The sequence below is a fragment of the Bradyrhizobium sp. CCGUVB1N3 genome (assembly GCF_024199925.1).
Classification (GTDB): Bacteria; Pseudomonadota; Alphaproteobacteria; order Rhizobiales; family Xanthobacteraceae; genus Bradyrhizobium.
Genome location: NZ_JANADR010000001.1, coordinates 4,291,357 through 4,308,288 on the forward strand (window position 1 = coordinate 4,291,357; position 16,932 = coordinate 4,308,288).

General features: G+C 64.1%; 20 protein-coding genes. 6 read left to right on the top strand and 14 right to left on the bottom strand.

Annotated elements, in window-relative coordinates:
• Window position 1 precedes the first annotated feature (1 nt).
• The 14 genes from flgH to motA all read right to left on the bottom strand — a co-directional run bounded on the left by flgH (window position 2) and on the right by motA (window position 9,925).
• Window positions 2-697 carry a flagellar basal body L-ring protein FlgH gene (flgH, locus tag NLM33_RS20445; protein WP_254098060.1) on the bottom strand — a complete coding sequence of 232 codons (696 nt, stop codon included), beginning with the start codon at window positions 695-697 and terminating at the stop codon, window positions 2-4.
• Window positions 698-1,444, bottom strand: a complete 747-nt coding sequence (locus NLM33_RS20450) for a MotE family protein (protein ID WP_254098062.1) — start codon at window positions 1,442-1,444, stop codon at window positions 698-700. It abuts the gene before it with no gap.
• A 67-nt stretch (window positions 1,445-1,511) separates the two neighbouring features.
• Window positions 1,512-2,642, bottom strand: coding sequence for a flagellar basal body P-ring protein FlgI (gene flgI, locus NLM33_RS20455; RefSeq protein WP_254098064.1), 1,131 nt, complete (start codon window positions 2,640-2,642; stop codon window positions 1,512-1,514).
• Entirely contained in the window at window positions 2,639-3,115 is a 477-nt protein-coding gene (gene flgA / locus NLM33_RS20460; RefSeq protein ID WP_254098066.1) for a flagellar basal body P-ring formation chaperone FlgA, read from the bottom strand. The genes flgI and flgA overlap by 4 nt, the downstream gene beginning before the upstream one ends.
• 13 nt (window positions 3,116-3,128) lie before the next feature.
• On the bottom strand, window positions 3,129-3,920 hold the full coding sequence (gene flgG / locus NLM33_RS20465) for a flagellar basal-body rod protein FlgG (RefSeq protein WP_254098068.1): 792 nt from the start codon (window positions 3,918-3,920) through the stop codon (window positions 3,129-3,131).
• A gap of 17 nt (window positions 3,921-3,937) precedes the next feature.
• The gene (locus NLM33_RS20470) at window positions 3,938-4,264 is read right to left on the bottom strand and encodes a flagellar hook-basal body complex protein FliE (RefSeq protein ID WP_254098070.1); all 327 of its coding nucleotides are present in this window, start codon (window positions 4,262-4,264) and stop codon (window positions 3,938-3,940) included.
• A gap of 2 nt (window positions 4,265-4,266) precedes the next feature.
• The gene (gene flgC, locus NLM33_RS20475) at window positions 4,267-4,683 is read right to left on the bottom strand and encodes a flagellar basal body rod protein FlgC (RefSeq protein ID WP_254098072.1); all 417 of its coding nucleotides are present in this window, start codon (window positions 4,681-4,683) and stop codon (window positions 4,267-4,269) included.
• Window positions 4,684-4,694: 11 nt separating this feature from the next.
• Complete coding sequence (gene flgB / locus NLM33_RS20480; RefSeq protein WP_254098074.1) at window positions 4,695-5,075, bottom strand: flagellar basal body rod protein FlgB; 381 nt, start codon at window positions 5,073-5,075, stop codon at window positions 4,695-4,697.
• A 74-nt stretch (window positions 5,076-5,149) separates the two neighbouring features.
• Complete coding sequence (gene flhB, locus NLM33_RS20485) at window positions 5,150-6,235, bottom strand: flagellar biosynthesis protein FlhB (protein WP_254098076.1); 1,086 nt, start codon at window positions 6,233-6,235, stop codon at window positions 5,150-5,152.
• A gap of 12 nt (window positions 6,236-6,247) precedes the next feature.
• Window positions 6,248-7,291 (bottom strand): flagellar motor switch protein FliG, encoded by a 1,044-nt coding sequence (locus tag NLM33_RS20490; protein ID WP_254098078.1) that lies wholly within the window; start codon window positions 7,289-7,291, stop codon window positions 6,248-6,250.
• 2 nt (window positions 7,292-7,293) lie between these two features.
• Window positions 7,294-7,689, bottom strand: a complete 396-nt coding sequence (fliN, locus tag NLM33_RS20495) for a flagellar motor switch protein FliN (RefSeq protein WP_254098080.1) — start codon at window positions 7,687-7,689, stop codon at window positions 7,294-7,296.
• A 106-nt stretch (window positions 7,690-7,795) separates the two neighbouring features.
• On the bottom strand, window positions 7,796-8,110 hold the full coding sequence (locus tag NLM33_RS20500; protein WP_254098082.1) for a hypothetical protein: 315 nt from the start codon (window positions 8,108-8,110) through the stop codon (window positions 7,796-7,798).
• Complete coding sequence (locus tag NLM33_RS20505; protein WP_254098084.1) at window positions 8,091-9,032, bottom strand: flagellar motor switch protein FliM; 942 nt, start codon at window positions 9,030-9,032, stop codon at window positions 8,091-8,093. The genes NLM33_RS20500 and NLM33_RS20505 overlap by 20 nt, the downstream gene beginning before the upstream one ends.
• Window positions 9,029-9,925, bottom strand: coding sequence for a flagellar motor stator protein MotA (gene motA, locus NLM33_RS20510; RefSeq protein ID WP_254098086.1), 897 nt, complete (start codon window positions 9,923-9,925; stop codon window positions 9,029-9,031). Before motA ends, NLM33_RS20505 begins: the two co-directional genes overlap by 4 nt.
• Before the next feature lie 141 nt (window positions 9,926-10,066).
• Here motA and NLM33_RS20515 point away from each other — a divergent pair, with 141 nt between their 5' ends.
• The 6 genes from NLM33_RS20515 to NLM33_RS20540 all read left to right on the top strand — a co-directional run bounded on the left by NLM33_RS20515 (window position 10,067) and on the right by NLM33_RS20540 (window position 16,929).
• Window positions 10,067-10,867 carry a DUF1217 domain-containing protein gene (locus NLM33_RS20515; RefSeq protein ID WP_254098088.1) on the top strand — a complete coding sequence of 267 codons (801 nt, stop codon included), beginning with the start codon at window positions 10,067-10,069 and terminating at the stop codon, window positions 10,865-10,867.
• 3 nt (window positions 10,868-10,870) lie between these two features.
• The gene (gene flgF / locus NLM33_RS20520) at window positions 10,871-11,599 is read left to right on the top strand and encodes a flagellar basal-body rod protein FlgF (protein WP_254098090.1); all 729 of its coding nucleotides are present in this window, start codon (window positions 10,871-10,873) and stop codon (window positions 11,597-11,599) included.
• A gap of 21 nt (window positions 11,600-11,620) precedes the next feature.
• A complete protein-coding gene (gene fliI, locus NLM33_RS20525; protein ID WP_254098092.1) occupies window positions 11,621-12,946 on the top strand; it encodes a flagellar protein export ATPase FliI in 1,326 nt (441 codons plus the stop codon).
• Between the two features lie 714 nt (window positions 12,947-13,660).
• Window positions 13,661-14,287, top strand: a complete 627-nt coding sequence (locus NLM33_RS20530; RefSeq protein WP_254098094.1) for a MarR family winged helix-turn-helix transcriptional regulator — start codon at window positions 13,661-13,663, stop codon at window positions 14,285-14,287.
• Between the two features lie 425 nt (window positions 14,288-14,712).
• A complete protein-coding gene (locus NLM33_RS20535; protein ID WP_254098096.1) occupies window positions 14,713-15,822 on the top strand; it encodes an ABC transporter ATP-binding protein in 1,110 nt (369 codons plus the stop codon).
• Window positions 15,823-15,879: 57 nt separating this feature from the next.
• A complete protein-coding gene (locus NLM33_RS20540) occupies window positions 15,880-16,929 on the top strand; it encodes an ABC transporter substrate-binding protein (RefSeq protein WP_254098098.1) in 1,050 nt (349 codons plus the stop codon).
• Window positions 16,930-16,932 lie beyond the last annotated feature (3 nt).

Sequence of the window (16,932 nt, forward strand, 5' to 3'; positions counted from 1 at the left end):
ATCAGAATGGCGCCACGGTGTCATAAATCCGATGCCCCCATCCCGGCTGCTGGACGTCAGACAGATTTCCGCGACCACCATAGGACACGCGTGCCTCGGCGATCTTCTCATAAGAGATCGTGTTTCCCCGCGAAATGTCCCGCGGACGCACGATGCCCCCGACGTTGAGCACGCGCATTTCCGTGTTGACACGAAACTCCTGCGATCCGCTGATCATGATATTGCCGTTCGGCAGCACGTCGGTCACGATCGCGGCAATCGACAGCTTGATGTCTTCCGCGCGATCGATCTGGCCGTTGCCCTTGATCTGGGTGTTTGTGCTGAGATTGGCGTTGGTCTGGCCCTTGTCGCTCCATCCTGCAACGTCCATCAGCCAGTCGAGACCGACCTTGATCTGGGAATCGCGCGAGCGATCGGTCTTGTTGTCGAGCTTCGCCTTGTCCTGCATCGAGATGATCACCGTCACGACGTCACCGACGCGCCGCGCCCGGGGATCGCGGTAGAGATCGGTACCATCGTCCCAGGTCGAACGGTAGCTGACCGGCGTGCGGACGCGGGGCGTCACCGGGATCGGATAGGCCTGCGTCCTCAGGCCGTCGCCCACGGGAGACAATTGCGGCCCACGCAGGATCTCGGACGGGTCCTGGGCGCAACCGCTCAGGAACACCAGCGACAGGATGAGCACCGGCTTCTTCATCTACTTGGTCTTTCCGTCGTCCACGCGACGCATTCCGCCGAGCAGATCGGCCAGATGCGCTGCGCGTGCCGTATCCATCTCATTGAAGATCGCGCTCGAATTCCTGGGGCTCAGCTTGGCGAGCACGGCCGCGGCGGTGTCGTCCGCCATGCTGGCGATCTGGATTGCGGCAGACTCCGGCTTCATGCGCGAATAGATCTCGACCACGCTCGCCTCGGCCTTCTTCAGGAACTCGTCGCGCAGGGCCATCCATTTCTCATATTCGGCCCGCTTGGCCTCGACCTCCGCGATCCGCTCGCGCAGCAGAGTCTCGGCCTTCTCCAGCTCCTTCAGCTGCCAGGCCAGCCGGGCGTCGACGGCGGGGTCCGCGACGCTGCTGCAGAATTGCGCAACATCGTTCTCTGCCGCCGCAGCCGCAACGGGTGGCGCGGGCTTCGGAGGGACGCTGCCCGGCTTGGCCGCGCGCGCGACAGGCTGCGTCTCGGGAGCAGGCACCGCGCCGGTGGTCAGGGGTGCGGCATCCTCCGCAGCCCAGGCCGTCGCCCTGACAGAGTTCGTATCATTAGGAAGCGGCGTGATCGGCGCGCGCGGCTTCTGCGGGCCCGCCGCGCGCGATCGCGCAAAGGAGAGCAGATTGAGCGGCTTTGACGGCTTCGGCTCGTCCAGCGCCGCAGCCGGCGATGCGCTCACCAGCACGGACGCCGTGATCAGGTAGAGGAGATGCGTTTTGTAATCCAGCTTCAGCATCGGGCCGCGCGCGAATCTCGATTGAGACGACAGACATGCGCGATCAGGCTTGCATGGCGCTTGCGCGTCATTGGACGATCACATCCGCCTGCAGCGCGCCGGCCGTCTTAATCGCCTGGAGGATCGCGATGATGCCGGACGGCTTCAGGCCGATCTGGTTGAGACCGCGCACCAGGCGCTGCAAATCGACGCCGCTGAGGATCGCAACCTGGGCCCCGGCCTCGTTGGCCTCGACCATGGTCTGCGGAACGACCACGGTCTTGCCTTGCGAGAACGGCGCGGGCTGCGACACGACGGGAAGCTCCGTCACACGGACCGTCAGATTGCCGTGCGTCACCGCAACGGTCGATATCCGCACGTCGCGCCCGATGACCACCGTGCCGGTGCGCTCGTTGATGACGACTCGCGCAGGCGTATCCGGCTCAACCGTCAACTCGCCGATCTCGGCGAGAAAGCGGACCGGGCCGGCATAGCTCGGCTTCGACAGCACGATGGTCCGGTAATCGCGCTCGAAGGCGATCTGTGACCGGTAGCGGCCGCCGGCGTAGCGGTTGATGGCATCGAGGATTCGCGTTGCGGTGACGAAATCGGGATTCTTGAGCTCGAGCACGAGGAACTCCATCTCGTGAAGGCTCCCCTGCACCTCCCGTTCGACCAGCGCGCCGTTCGGAATGCGACCGGCGGTCGGCGTGCCCTGGCTGACGTTCTGCGCCTGACCTCCGACGCTGTAGCCGGCAACGGTGACGGCGCCTTGCGCCACCGCATAGACCGCGCCGTCGGCCGCCCGCAGCGACGTCATCACGAGCGTGCCGCCGAGCAGCGAGGTGGCGTCTCCGAGCGAGGACACCGTCACATCCATACGCTCGCCGGGCGAAATCGACGGCGGCAGGTCCGCGGTCACCATGACGGCCGCGACGTTGCGGGTGCGCAGCGTCGTTGGCCGCGCCGTGTTGTTCGTGCTGGTGGTATCGTTCCTGACGTTGATGCCCATGTTCTCGAGCATCGACTGGAGCGACTGTTCCGTGAATGGCGCGTTGCGCAGCGTGTCGCCGGTGCCGTTGAGGCCGATGACGAGCCCGTAGCCGACGATCTGGTTTTCGCGCAGTCCCTTGATATCAGCGATGTCCTTGATGCGGACTGCGGCCTGTGCGCTTGCCGCGGAGACGATGAGAATGAACGCAAGCAGCAGCCTGATCATGATCCATCCATGACCTTAACGGTGCCGTCCGGCTGGACGATGCCCTTGATGATCACGCCGGTGTCGGTGTTGCGTACCGGAATGAGCGCGCCGGCCGCGCCCGATTGCAGGGCCGAGCCATAGGTGACAATCGAGAGGCCACTGTCTTCGACCACGACCTTGACCATGGCCCCGCGCGCGACGGTCCAGGGATCCTCGACCGCATTGGTCGGGATCGGCTGGCCCGGCAACAGCGTCCGCCGCGCCATGCGTCCGACCAACACCTGACGTCCTTCGATGAACATGGCGACGCCGAGGAGGTTGGCCGCAAAGGCACGCTCCGTGATCATGTCCTCGCGGATCAGTTCGCCCGCGCGGATCGACACGGCCGGCACCGGAAGCCGGCGATCCTCGGCCGCAGCCAGGGATGCTGAGGCGAGCACCAGCAGCGCGGCGGCCAACCCGCGCATGATCAGGCCGAGCCTGTTCGACATGGATACACCGGAACTAGCGGCCAAGCCCCTTCGACACGGTCTGGGCCATCTCATCCGAGGCCGTGATGACCTTGGCATTCATCTCATAGGCGCGCTGCGCGGAGATCAGTTCGGTGATTTCCTTGACGGGATCGACGTTCGAAGCCTCGAGATATTGCTGGTTGATCTTGCCGTAGCCGGAATCGCCCGGCAGCCCGACGACTGGCGTTCCGGAAGCCGTAGTCTCACGATAGAGATTGCTGCCTAGCGGCTCGAGGCCGGCTTCGTTGGCGAAGTTCGCGAGGTTGAGCTGGCCGATCTGGCGCGGATTCACCTCCGTGTCCAGCTTGGCAAACACCTGGCCGGTCTGGTTGACCGTCACCTGGACCGTTCCCTGCGGCACCGTGATCGCAGGATCCAGCAAATAGCCGTCCATTGTGACGAGCTGACCGTTGGCGTTGGTGTTGAACGAGCCCGCGCGCGTGTATTGCACTTCATTGTTCGGGCCCAACACCTGAAACCAGCCGCGGCCGTTGATCGCCAGATCGTAGGGATTGCCCGTCTGCGTGAGCGCACCCTGGATGTGCAGCTTGCGGATGGCCGCCGACCTGACGCCAAGGCCGAGATTGGCGCCCTCGGGGATCGGCGAGGAGCCCGTCGCGTTCGGAACGCCCTGCATGCGATCCATCTGGTAGAACAGATCGGTGAACTCCGCACGCGCCCGCTTGAACGACGTCGTGTTGATGTTGGCGATGTTGTTCGCAATGACCTCGATGTTGGTCTGTTGCGCATTCATTCCGGTGGCCGCGATGGCGAGCGATTTCACAGCATGATTCCTTCAGATCAGATCGACATGCGAACGACTTCTTGGTAGGCCTGCACGACCTTGTCGCGAACCGCGACCGCCGTTTGCAGCGCCTGCTCCGCCGACATCAACGCCTCGACGACGCGCCGCGTCGATTCCTTGCCCTGGATCGCCGAGATCGACGCGGCCTCACCGGCCTTGAGCGTCCCGATCGCATCCGTCGTGACCTGCTTGAGCACGGAGTCGAAGCCGACCTCCCCACCCGACTGAACGGCGCCTGCCGCAGGCGCGGTCACTTGTGCTTCAATCGAGCGGGCTACCGCCTGACCCGCGGAGATCGCGGTGGACGCAATTGCCTCTAACATCGTCAGCTCCTTAGGAGATCGATGGTCATGCCAACCATCGACCGCACCTGTTTTACGACCTGAAGGTTGGCCTCATAGGATCGATTGACTTCGCGCATGTCGGCCATCTCGATCATCATGTTGACGTTGGGCAGCTTGACGTAGCCGGCCTTGTCGGCAGCCGGATGGCCCGGCTCGTATTCGACGCGGTATGGGCTGGTATCGACACCGACTTCCTTGACTTTGACGAGCTGGCCACCCGCAGCGCGATCCATCTCGGCATCGAAGGTCACGGTCTTGCGCTGATATGGGTCGGCACCAGCGATGCGCCCCGTCGAATTCGCGTTCGCCAGGTTTTCCGAGACGATGCGCATCCGCGTCGACTGCGCCTCGAGACCGGAGCTCGCAACCGCGAGCGAAGCCTGCAGGGAATCCACCATGTCAGATCACCTCAGGCTTTCACGCCGGACAGCAGCATCCGGTGGAACGACCGCACGATCGCGGCATTCATCGAATAGTCTCGATTGACCTCGCCGCCCTTGAGCATCTCCTGCTCAAGGCTGACGGAGTTGCCGGAGTGCACGACGTCCCAGCTGTCCTTCTTGGCGTTGGTTCGCGTATCGGTCTCGGCCGCACTCAACTGCATGTGCGACGGCGATGTCGTCGCGAGCCTGACCGGGGTAGCATCGAGAACCTTGTTGAACGGTTCGACGTCACGCGCCCTGAAGCCGGGCGTGTTCACGTTGGCGACGTTCGCTGCGATCGTCGACTGGCGCAGCTCCAGCCACCGGGCTTGCGAGGAAGCAAGTTCAAACAGATAAAGCGGTCCCACGGCAGCTCCCGATCTCGTCTATGCAGACGAACATAGGAAGTTAAGCTTTTCTCAAGCTTTCGCCGCAAGACGCATCATTGAACCTTTTCGCTTCGCGGCGCCTTCTGCGATTGCAGGAAATAGATGATCTCGGCGACCGGCCGGAAGAATTCCGGCGGGATCAACTGATCGACCTGCACTGCCTCGTAGAGCGCCCGCGCCAAGGCCTTGTTCTCGATCACCGGAATTCTGTTCTCTTCGGCCACCGCGCGGATCTTGAGCGCGATCGCATCCATGCCCTTGGCGACAACCATCGGCGCCGGATTCTCGTCGCGCTGATAGCGCAATGCCACCGCGAAATGCGTCGGGTTCGCGATCACGAGCGAGGCGCGCGATGCAGCCGCGATCATTCGCTGGCGCGAGCGATCGCGTGCCAGCGACCGCAGCCGCGCCTTGATCAGCGGATCACCTTCGGCCTGCTTGTGCTCGTCCTTGAGCTCCTGCCTCGTCATGCGCAGCTCGCGCCGCCAGTGGAAGCGCGCCCAGGCGAGATCGATCGCCACCAGCACGATGGTCGCAATGCAGATCGCCGACACGATCCGCATCGCGATGGTCAGGATCATCTCCGGCAACGCGACCGGATCTGTATACATCGCCTCGAATGCCCTCGCCTCGGAGGATCGCAGTACGAAGCCGACGACGAGGCTCACCGAGACGAGCTTGAAGACCGATTTCGCGAATTCCACGAGCCCTTGCGTCCCAAAGAGACGACTCCAGCCCTGCGCGGGCGATATCCGCGAAAAATCCGGCTGGATGCGGGCGAACACCAGCCGCGGCGCGTTCTGGAGCAGCGAGGCTGCCAGTCCGAATACCGCGAGAACGAGAACCGGCGGAAGCAGGAAGCGCAGCGACTCCAGCCCGACGACCGACAGGAGATCCTTTGCGTCCGCGGCCGTCCGCAGGCGAAAGCCGTCGGGGTCGTCGAGCAGAGCTTTCAGGGTCGGAACGAGCTGCTGCACGCCCTGCCCGATCAGGAACGCCTGGATCACCATCAGCGCCGCCATCGAGGCGAAGACGGAAGCCTCCCGAGATACCGGAATCCTGCCCTGCTCGATGGCATCGCGGATCTTCTTCTCGGTCGGCTCTTCGGTTTTGCTCTCCTGATCGGATGTCTCTGCCATGCTGTTCGCCGGTCAGCGAAAGACCAGCTCATCCTCCTGGTCGGGGTTGAGCTCGATCTCGCCGCGCTCCGCCAGATCGAGCGCGAGGTCGGTGATGACGCGCCGCGCCTCCAGCACGTCGCGCTGGTTCGACGGCTCGCCGATCGCCAGTTCGTGCTCGACGACGCGCCTGACGCGCGAGGCGACGGAGGACAGGATCAGCTCGCGGAAATTCTTGTCCGTGCCCTTCAGCGCGACGACGATGCGGTCGGTCGGCACCTGGTCGAAGATCATGGTGCGCGCCTTCGGCGTCAGGTTGACCACGTCGTCGAACGTGAACAGCAGCTCTTTGAGCACCTCCGCCGACTTCGGACGTTTCTCCGACAGGCTCTTCAGCATGTCCTCGATGTGGCCGCGCTCCATCTTGTTGATGATATCGGCAACCCGCGCATAGGTGTCGGCGCCGAGGTTCCGGGCGAAGTTCAACGTCAGGTCCTCATGCAGCGTCTTCTCGACGATGCGGATCGCGTCATCGACGATCGGCTTCAGGCTCAGCACGCGCCGCATCAATTCGTTGCGCAGGCTCGAGGGAAGTTGGCTCATAACCTTGGCGGCACAGGCGGGCTTGACCTTGGAGAGGATCACCGCCGCAGTCTGCGGGTGTTCCTTGGACAGGTAGCTCGCGAGCGAGTTCTCCGAGACCGACGATACGCGATCCCAGACTGACCTCGAGGAATTGCCGAGCAGGTCCGACATGATCTGGGAGACCTGCTCGGCCGGCAGGACGTCGCCGAGCACGGCCTCGAGACCCCCGAGCGTGCCGAGAATATTGGCGCCCATCGAGAACTGCTGGGCGAATTCCTCGACGATCCCTTCCAGCTCCTGCGCCGTGATCGGGCGCAGCTCGGCTGCCGCCTTCGTGACGACGCGGATCTCCTGCGGCTCGAACTGCTGCAGGACGCTCGCGGCCGCCTGCCGGCCCATCGCGAGCAGGAGTGCTGCGACCTTCTCCGTCCCTCCCAGCGAGGCCACGCCGCGCTGCTTGACGGAGGTTGCGATGCCCATCGGTTCCGCCACGATCAGGCTTCACCGTGACCGCCCAGCGGCCCGACGATCTCCGTGAGCGACACGCCGAAGCGGGAATTGTCTTCTTCAACGACCACGACCTCGCCGCGCGCGACGATCCGGCCGTTGACCACGACATCGACGGGTTCGCCGACCCTGTGGTCGAGCGGGACCACCGCACCGCGGCCGAGCTTCATGAGGTTCGCTACCGGCATGGTAGCCGCACCCAGCACCACCTGCACGGTGACGGGAATGCGCAGGATCGCATCGACATTGGCAAACTTGCCGGATTCCTCGGCCGTTCGCGCCGCGATCTCCGCCAGCCGCTCCAGCGGAGAGGTGTCGATTTGTGCCTCGCCGGACGCTGCCGCCCGGGTGGCAGATGACTCATAATCGAAAGTTTGCGCCATTTGGTCTTGCCTCTTGAAAACGTTCCTCCCGGAAATCTGCTCCGGGACGATCCCCCTACCTGCGCGCCGACGTCAGGTGACGACCCCGGCGTCCGCAGGACGTAGCCTACGGCTCACCCGCATCGCTGCCGCCTTTGGTCCCCGGCACAGCCTGCGACCGCCGCGCGTCCAGCGCCGTGATCGCCTCGTGAGCCTGATCGATTTTCGCGCTGAGCACGTTGGCCAGCCGACCGAGATTGGCGGTCGAGTCATGGGCCGCCCTGATTACGGTATCGAAGGCGCCCGCGGTCTCCTGCACGATCGTCGAGAACTCGCCCTGGTAGCTGCGCAGCCGCGCCAGCTCACGATGCATACGGGTCACCCGCATGCTGGTGAACGCGAGCGCAATGAGCAGAACCGCATCAACGAGATAGGATATCATCGACAAACTCCCGCTTCTGATCGACGGGATCCGCTACCTGCATGGCGTAATAGCCATCGAGCTGGCCGATCTGACACCAGAACAGCACCTGGTTGTTGTTCTCGAGCCTGGCGAGCGTGCGCGGCGTGGCGTTGAGCTCGATGACCTGCCCGACCTGAAACTGCGCGACCTCTCCGAGGGAGAGCACGCACTCATCCAGCACGGCGTTCAAGGTGACCTCGGTGCGCTGGACCTCGCTCTCCATTTGCCCGCGCCAGTTCGGATCGGCCGCCCGGCCGTCGGAGACGACGACATGGGCGAGCTTCTGCCTGAGCGGGTTGAGCGCCGAATGCGGGATGATCAGGAACATCTGCCCGCCGCGATAGAGCGCCTGGAGCATGATGTTGGCACAAACCGACATGTTGCTGCTGCGCCCTATCGCGAGCGATGCCATCGCGGTCTCGACCCGCTCGAGCTTGAAGGTGACATCCGACGTCGCGGCGAAAGCCGATTGCAGCGCCTTGGCAAAGCGCTCGAACAGCACCTGCACCACACGCAGCTCGATGTTCGAGAAGGCTCGTTCGACATCGATCGGCGGCTCCGCACCGTCGGAGCCGAACAGCGCCTCGACCATCGTGAATACGAAATCGCGATCGAGCATGACGAGGACCCGGGCGTCCCATTGCTCGGCATAGAGGACCGCGGCGACCGCGTTGCCTTCGTAATCCTTGACGACGTCGCCGACGCGGGCGTTGCTGATGTCGTTGACCGAAAAGTAGCAGGGGGTTCCCGCCATCGGCTGGAGACTGTCCGTGCAGGATGCCGCCATGCGATCGAAGATCACATTGAGCATCGGCATGCGGTCGATGGATATGCCCGCCGCATCGAGCAAATAGTTCGGCAGCCGCTTCTGCTGCTCGACGTCGATCCCTTCCATCATCATGCTCTGGCAGCCTTCGGTTCGGCGTCGGCCACGACGGCTTTCGGCCCGGCGATCGTCTCGTTCTCGACCACGTCGATCGACGGCCGCTCGGTGCTGGCGATCATCTTGCGGCCGTGCTCGACCGCGATCTGCGGCATGGCGCCGTTCATGAAGGCGAGCAGCGTCTGCTTGACGATGATGTAGGGCCGGCAGCGCTTCTCGCGGGTCAGCTTTATCTTCAGGGCGAACGGCGAGATGATGCCGTAGGAGAGGAAGATGCCGGCAAACGTGCCGACCAGCGCCGCACCGATGAAACCGCCGAGCAGCTTGGGCGACTGGTCGAGCGCGCCCATGGCCTTGATGACGCCAAGCACGGCGGCGACGATGCCGAGCGCCGGCAACGCCTCCGACACCACGACGAGGGCGTTATAGGGCGTGAGCTTGCTCTTCACGATGGTATGGATCTCCTCGTCCATCAGCGCCTCGATCTCGTGCGTGCGGGCGTTGCCCATGATGATCAGGCGCACGTAATCGCAGATGAACTGCAATAGCGCGGTATCCGCCAGCACGCTCGGGAACGCCTTGAAGATCTCGGAGGATGAGGGATCGTCGATATGCGCCTCGACCTCGTTGCGGCCCTTGCCCCGCAACTCGCGCATCAGCGCGTGAAGGGCGCCCAGGAGATCGAGATAGTAGCGCTCCCCGGGCACCGCCCCGGTAACGGCCTGAACCGCCGCGAGCCCGGTGTCCGCCACGACCTTCCAGGGGTTGGCGACGATGAAGGTGCCGGCCGCCGTGCCAAAGATGATGACGAATTCCCACGGCTGCATGAGCACGGCCAGATGCCCGCCCATGGCGGCAAATCCGCCGAGCAAGGCGGCCACCGTGATGATGATCCCCACGAAACTGCCCAACGCGCCGCTCCATCGCCAATCCCGTCGGCCATGTCTATGCGGCGACGCTTGCGCGAAGCTGGCTTCCCGCTGGCCAGCCCCGCGCAAGCTATTCGCGGCAGCTTGGGACGATGTCGCAACGGCCGTAAGGGGACGCGTGTCATGCTATCCACGATCGCGGACTACACGAGACTAACCAAGGACATGGGCAAGTCGCTGACGCTCGTCGCGAAGCAGCCGGATGTCAGCCGCGAGACCGACTATTTCCTCGCCAATATCGGCAAGGTGAAGAGCATCGACGACTTCCTGAAGGACTATCGCCTCTACTCCTACGCGATGAAGGCCTACGGCCTCAGCGACATGGTCTACGCCAAGGCGTTCATGCGGAAGGTGCTGACCGAGGGTGTCGCGACCAAGGATACCTTCGCCAACAAGCTCTCCGATTCTCGCTACCGTGAGTTCGCCTCGGCCTTCAATTTTGCCGCGCTCGGCAGCAACGCGACGCAGACCACCCAGGCCACGACCGGCACGGCCACCCAATATGTCACGCAGACGATGGAGCAGAACGCCGGCGACCAGAACGAGGGCCTGCGGCTGGCGCTCTATTTCACGCGCAAGGCCTCCTCGATCAAGAACGCCTATCAGATCCTCGCTGACAAGGCGTTGACGCAAGTGGCGCAGACGGCTCTCGGCCTGTCGGCGACCGTCAGCTCGGCCGACATCGACAGCCAGGCTGCGATGCTGACGAAGATGATCAAACTCACCGATTTCCAGGATCCGGCCAAGGTCACCAAATTCGTGCAGCGCTTCGCGGCGATGTGGGATGCGAGCCAGGCCTCGAGCGATATCAGCAACGGCAGCTCGACCAATCCCGCGCTGATCCTGATTGGCGGCGCGTCGACGACTGCCAGCATGGATACCGACATTCTCTCGAAACTTCAGTCCATCCGGCTCGGAAAGTAAGTCATGCAATCGGCTCTTTATGTGGGATTGTCGGCCCAGGTCGCGCTGGAGAAGCGCCTGCAGACGATCGCCAACAACGTCGCCAACGTCAACACGGCGGCGTTCCGCACCGACGTGGTGAAATTCGAGACGGTGCTGTCGCGTGCCGGAACAAATCCGGTGGCGTTTTCCTCGCCCGGCGACAACATCATCTCGCGCGAGGCCGGCAATCTCTCCGAGACGGGCAACCCGCTGGATGTCGCGGTGGTGGGCCAGGGCTGGCTGGCGTTCGCCGGCCCCAATGGCACGGTCTATACGCGCGACGGCCGCCTGCAGATTGCCCCCAATGGCGATCTTCAGACGCTGACCGGCTTTCCCGTCATTGATTCGGGCGGGGCACAGATCACCGTCGATCCGAACGGCGGGCCCCTCGCCATCGCACGCAGCGGCGCGATCACCCAGGACGGCAACGAGATCGGAACGCTCGGCCTGTTCAACATTCCCACTGAGGCCAACCTCGATCGCTACGGCACTTCGGGCATCGTGCCCGATCGTCCAGCGGCCGCCATAACCGACTTCACCAGGGACGGCTTTCGCCAAAGCTATGTCGAGGGATCGGGCGCCAATCCGATGCTCGAGCTGACGCGGCTGATGTCGGCGTCGCGCGCCTTCGACGGCACCAATTCGCTTGTCGAGGGCACTGAGAGCTCGCTTCAGAACGCGATCCGCACCCTGGGCGACCCCGCCAAATAGCCTTCCTTCCGAGGACTTCCCTTGAACGCTCTCCGGCAAATCGAGTGGGCGCTGCAAGAGCTGCAGCAGAGCACCCCCATTGCAAGCACCAGCGGCGCCATTTCGGAGATCGCGCCGACGCATTTTCGCGTGTCCGGCCTGTCCCGTTTCGTCAAGCTCGGCGAGCTCATCGCGGTGACGTCAGGTGGCAGGCCGCAGATCGGCGAAGTGGTTCGCATCGACAGCGACGGCATCATCGCAAAGCCGTTCGACCGGCAATTCGCAGGCGGGCTCGGCTCGGTCGCATTCCGACTGCCTCCGTTGTCGCTTGCGCCGGATGCGAGCTGGAAAGGGCGCGTCATCAACGCGCTCGGCGCGCCGCTCGACGGGATCGGCGCGCTGATTCCGGGATCGCGCGCGGTCTCGGTCGAGGCGGAAGCGCCTTCGGCCATGAAGCGGGCGCGCGTCCACAAGCCGCTGCGCACCGGCGTGCGCGTGATCGATCTGTTCGCGCCGATCTGCGCAGGGCAGCGGGTTGGCATCTTTGCCGGCTCCGGCGTCGGCAAGTCGACCCTGCTCGCGATGCTGGCGCGCAGCACCGGCTTTGACACCGTCGTCCTGGCCCTGGTGGGCGAGCGCGGCCGCGAGGTGCGCGAATTCGTCGAGGATGTGCTCGGCCACGGCCGGGACCGCGCCATCACGATCGTATCCACGGGCGACGAAAGCCCGATGATGCGACGGCTGGCGCCGAAAACCGCGATGGCGATCGCTGAATATTTTCGCGGCCGCGGCGAATCGGTCCTGCTGGTGGTCGATTCGATCACCCGGTTTGCCCACGCCTCCCGCGAAGTCGCGCTCGCCGCCGGCGAGCCTGCGGTCGCGCGCGGCTACGCGCCGACGGTCTTCACCGATCTGCCGCGCCTGCTCGAACGGGCCGGGCCCGGAGAGGAAGGCACCGGCACGATCACCGGAATCTTCTCCGTGCTGGTCGATGGCGATGATCACAACGAGCCGATCGCCGATACCATTCGCAGCACGCTGGATGGACACATCGTGCTCAGCCGGCATATCGCCGACCAGGCGCGCTACCCGGCCGTGGACATTCTCGCCTCCGTCTCGCGCCTTGCGCATTGCGTCTGGGATCCCGAGGAGCGCGAGCTCGTCAGCAAGCTGCGATCCATGATCGCCAAATATGAAGACACGCGCGACCTTCGCCTGATGGGCGGATACCAGTCGGGGCGTGATTCGGGGCTCGACCACGCCCTCGACATGGTGCCGAAAATCTACAGCGCGATGCGCCAGGATGCTTCTGCCCCGCCCAGCGCGGATGCGTTTCGCGAGCTGAGAGACGTGCTGAAGGCCGGTTAGCGCTGCCGTGTAGCGAATGGGCCTTCGCGTTAAACGCATGACTCGGTGCCCACGCGCGATCGTCGAAGCGAAGCGTCAACACAACGGCGACGAGAATTGCCGTGCGCTCCGGGCATAGCTTGTTGCATATGATCGTCGCATCAGGCCGCCGCTGCGCCCATCCCTCAGGCAGAGACTGCGTAGCGTGAGACCAGCAGGTATACAACTCCTGCGCGCGAATGTTGCATATCGCCTCCCGGATTCCGGCGAGCGACGCGGCAAGCCGTCAAACGAGGGTGCAGGTCGTCATCTCATGCATAGGCTCTCATCATGCTGCCTCATCGGCGAACAACATTGTTCGCTTTCACACAACTGTCGCATCCATTCGTGCTCGTCGCGTGGCGCATGAGGTGATTTACGCTGGTGATTTGCCGAGGGCGTGGCGGTCAAGTTGCACACTGTGGAGAACTCGCGCACGGGGACCGCGCCGGGCGAAACACAAAGATCTTCAAGAGCGTCTCTACTTGCTTTTCCTAACAAGCTCAGTCATCGTTTTTGCGCTGGATAAGAAACGTGGGCTGACTGACTTTTGGAATGCAGGGGCTTCGGTTGAGCAAATTCGACCCATCGTCCGACGCTGATGGCGACAGCGACTTCCATTCGGCATTGCCACACCAGACATGCCATCGACGGCCCGGTCCGCGCCGAGCAGCATCGCGACGGTCGGGGTAGGTCATGCCGCTGGCACGCGAAGCAGTCGAGCTGCTGATTCAGGCGGCGAGAGCCTGGTATTTCGAAGGCGACCGACACGGGTTACGCGATCGGGAATGGATGGCCCTGCGCTTCCTCGGGCGCGCCAACAGGTTCTCGCGGACGCCGTCCGCGCTGGCGGGCTTCATCGGCGCAACCAGGGCCACGGCTTCGCAGATCGTGAAGACGCTCGAGACCAAGTCGTACATCATCCGCAAGCCTTCGCACGAGGACAAGCGCTCGGTGGTGCTCTGCGTCACCGCCCAGGGCGAAAAGTGCCTTGCGCAGCACGACCCGATCAATCCCGTGCTGAACGCCGTGACCGCGCTGGACTCGGAGGACCGCATCCGGCTGCGTGATTCCCTGAGGGAGATCCTCAACAATCTCGACGCGACGCATCAGCGTCTCAACGCCAGCATCTGCCGGGACTGCATGTTTCTTGCCGAGCGCAGCGCGCCCAAGGGGCGCGCGGGCACAGAGTATACCTGCCGGCTCTATCGCGCTCCGATTTCGCCCGACGAGATCGAGCTCCTTTGCGCAAGCTTCGAGCGCGCCAACGACCGGTTGAGGGTCGACGAGACCCCGGACAGGATACGCGTCGCGAGCGTGTGAGCCCTTGCGGTATCTGCGCCGGGCGGATCGACGGGTCATTGCAAGCGCAGCCCAGGCGGCTTCCGCCGCTGGTATTCTTCTTGCAGGATGCTAAGCTTCACGTCCGACCTTGGACGAGGTGTTGACGGCGCCGTGGCGGCCTGCCAGCGTAAGCGCGCGGGCGGCGGGATCGGGGGCCTGATCCAACGCAGCGTCAGCGCTCCGTTCGCAGCACTCTCGACCACGCCAGGCGGAGAAAGTATTGCGTATGGCCTGCGGCAATGAAGCCTCGATGACGGCGTGCGACGTTCGCCGCTACCCGTTGTCCTCGCAGATCGACTGCGTCCCGGGCGCAGCACCCGGACACCGCCGGGCCACATCTTACTCTGGCGAACCCGGTTGATAATGGTCCCGGCTCGGTGCTCATCAGCGGACGGGAGGACAGCATGGAAGGCGCCATGACCGCGAGCACGCCGGCCCTGGTGCGCTTTTCCGGCATCCAGAAGACCTACGACGGCGAGCACCTCGTGGTGAAGAACCTCGACCTCGACATCAGGAAGGGCGAGTTCATCACCCTGCTTGGCCCGTCCGGCTCAGGCAAGACGACCACGCTGATGATGCTGGCAGGCTTCGAGGTCCCGACCCAGGGCGAGATCTACCTCGCCGACCGGCCGATCAAGGACATGCCGCCGCACAAGCGCGACATCGGAATGGTGTTCCAGAACTACGCGTTGTTTCCGCACCTCACGATCGAGGAGAATGTCGCCTTCCCGCTGTCCGTTCGCAAGGTCAACAAGGCGGAGGCGCAGGAGCGCGTGCGTGCGGCGCTGCGCATGATCAAGATGGAAGCCCTGGCACAGAGGCGGCCGGGACAATTATCCGGCGGCCAGCAGCAGCGCGTCGCACTGGCCCGCGCGCTGGTCTTCAACCCCCAGATCGTGCTGATGGACGAGCCGCTCGGCGCCCTGGACAAGCGCCTGCGGGAGCAGATGCAGCTGGAGATCAAGCAACTGCACGAGACGATGGGCATCACCGTCGTCTACGTCACGCACGACCAGAGCGAAGCGCTCACCATGTCGGACCGCATCGCCGTGTTCAACGACGGCATCGTGCAACAGATCGACAGGCCCGACGCACTCTACGAGCAGCCCGTGAACAGCTTCGTCGCCCACTTCGTCGGCGAGAACAACGTGCTGGCCGGCACCGTCGAGACGATCGAGCAGGGATATTGCCGCGTCGCGCTGGCCTCGGGCGGCTCCGTCATGGCCCGGGCGGTCAACGTGGCGGGCAGTGGCACCGCCACCTCGCTGTCGGTGCGGCCGGAGCGGATCTCCATTATGATGGACGGGGCGACGAGCGAGGGACCGAACCGTCTGCCGGCCACGGTGCAGAGCACCATCTATCTCGGCGACCACACGCTGGCCGTGCTCGAGGTCGCCGGCAACGAGGAGTTCATGGTCAAGCTTCAGCCGGGCGAACATGACGGCTTGAGGCAGGGTGAAAGCGTGTCCATCACGTTCCGCCCCGAAGACTGCCTGGCCCTCGATCCCGTGTAATCGCGCGGGACAGAACATTTTCAGGACGCAACTCACAACAAGAAGGGAACGAAGACGATGCTGAAGCTCAAGATGGCACTGGGATTCGCCGCGACGCTGACCGCCGGCGTCGCTCTGGCAACAGTCGCGCAGGCCCGCGACCTCACCGTCGTCTCGTGGGGCGGGGCGTATCAGGATGCCCAGAAGAAGGTTTACTTCGAGCCGTTCAAGAAGGCGGCCGGCGTCCCCATGAACGACGAGTCCTGGGATGGCGGCATCGGCGTGCTGCGCGCCAAGGTGCAGGGCGGCGCCGCGACCTGGGACGTCGTCCAGGTCGAGAGCGAGGAACTCGCGGTCGGCTGCGACGAGGGCCTGTTCGAGAAGATCGACTACACCAAGATCGGCGGCGAGGCCGCCTATCTGCCGCCGTCGGTCAATCCCTGCGGCATCGGCGCCATCGTGTACGATTTCGTTCTCGGCTACGACAAGGACAAGCTGAAGGACGCGCCGAAGGGCTGGGCCGACTTCTTCGACACCAAGAAATTTCCGGGCAAGCGCAGCCTGCGCCAGGGTCCGAAGACCACGCTGGAGATCGCCCTCATCGCCGACGGCGTTCCGCCGGCGGACGTCTACAAGGTGCTGGCGACCGACGAGGGCGTCGATCGCGCCTTCAAGAAACTCGACACCATCAAGGGCGACCTCGTGTGGTGGAAGGCCGGCGCCCAGCCGCCGCAATTGCTCGCTTCCGGCGAAGTGGCGATGACGTCGGTCTATAACGGCCGCATCGACACCGCGAACAAGAACGAGAAGAAGAACTTCGGCATGGTGTGGGACGGCGCGCTCTACACGCTCGACAGCTGGGTCATCCTGAAGGGGAGCCCGAACAAGGATGCCGCCTACAAGTTCCTCGACTTCGCCGGCAAGGCCGAGAACCAGTCCAAGCTCTCGGAGAACATCGCCTACGGCACCTCGAACAAGGGCGCCGCAGCCCTGATCCAGCCGGCGGTTCTGAAGGATCTGCCGACGGCGCCGGACAACATGAAGAATGCGGTGGAGATCAACGTTGCCTTCTGGCTCGAGAACATCGACCGCCTGACCGAGCGCTTCAACAAGTGGGCAGCCAAATAGCGC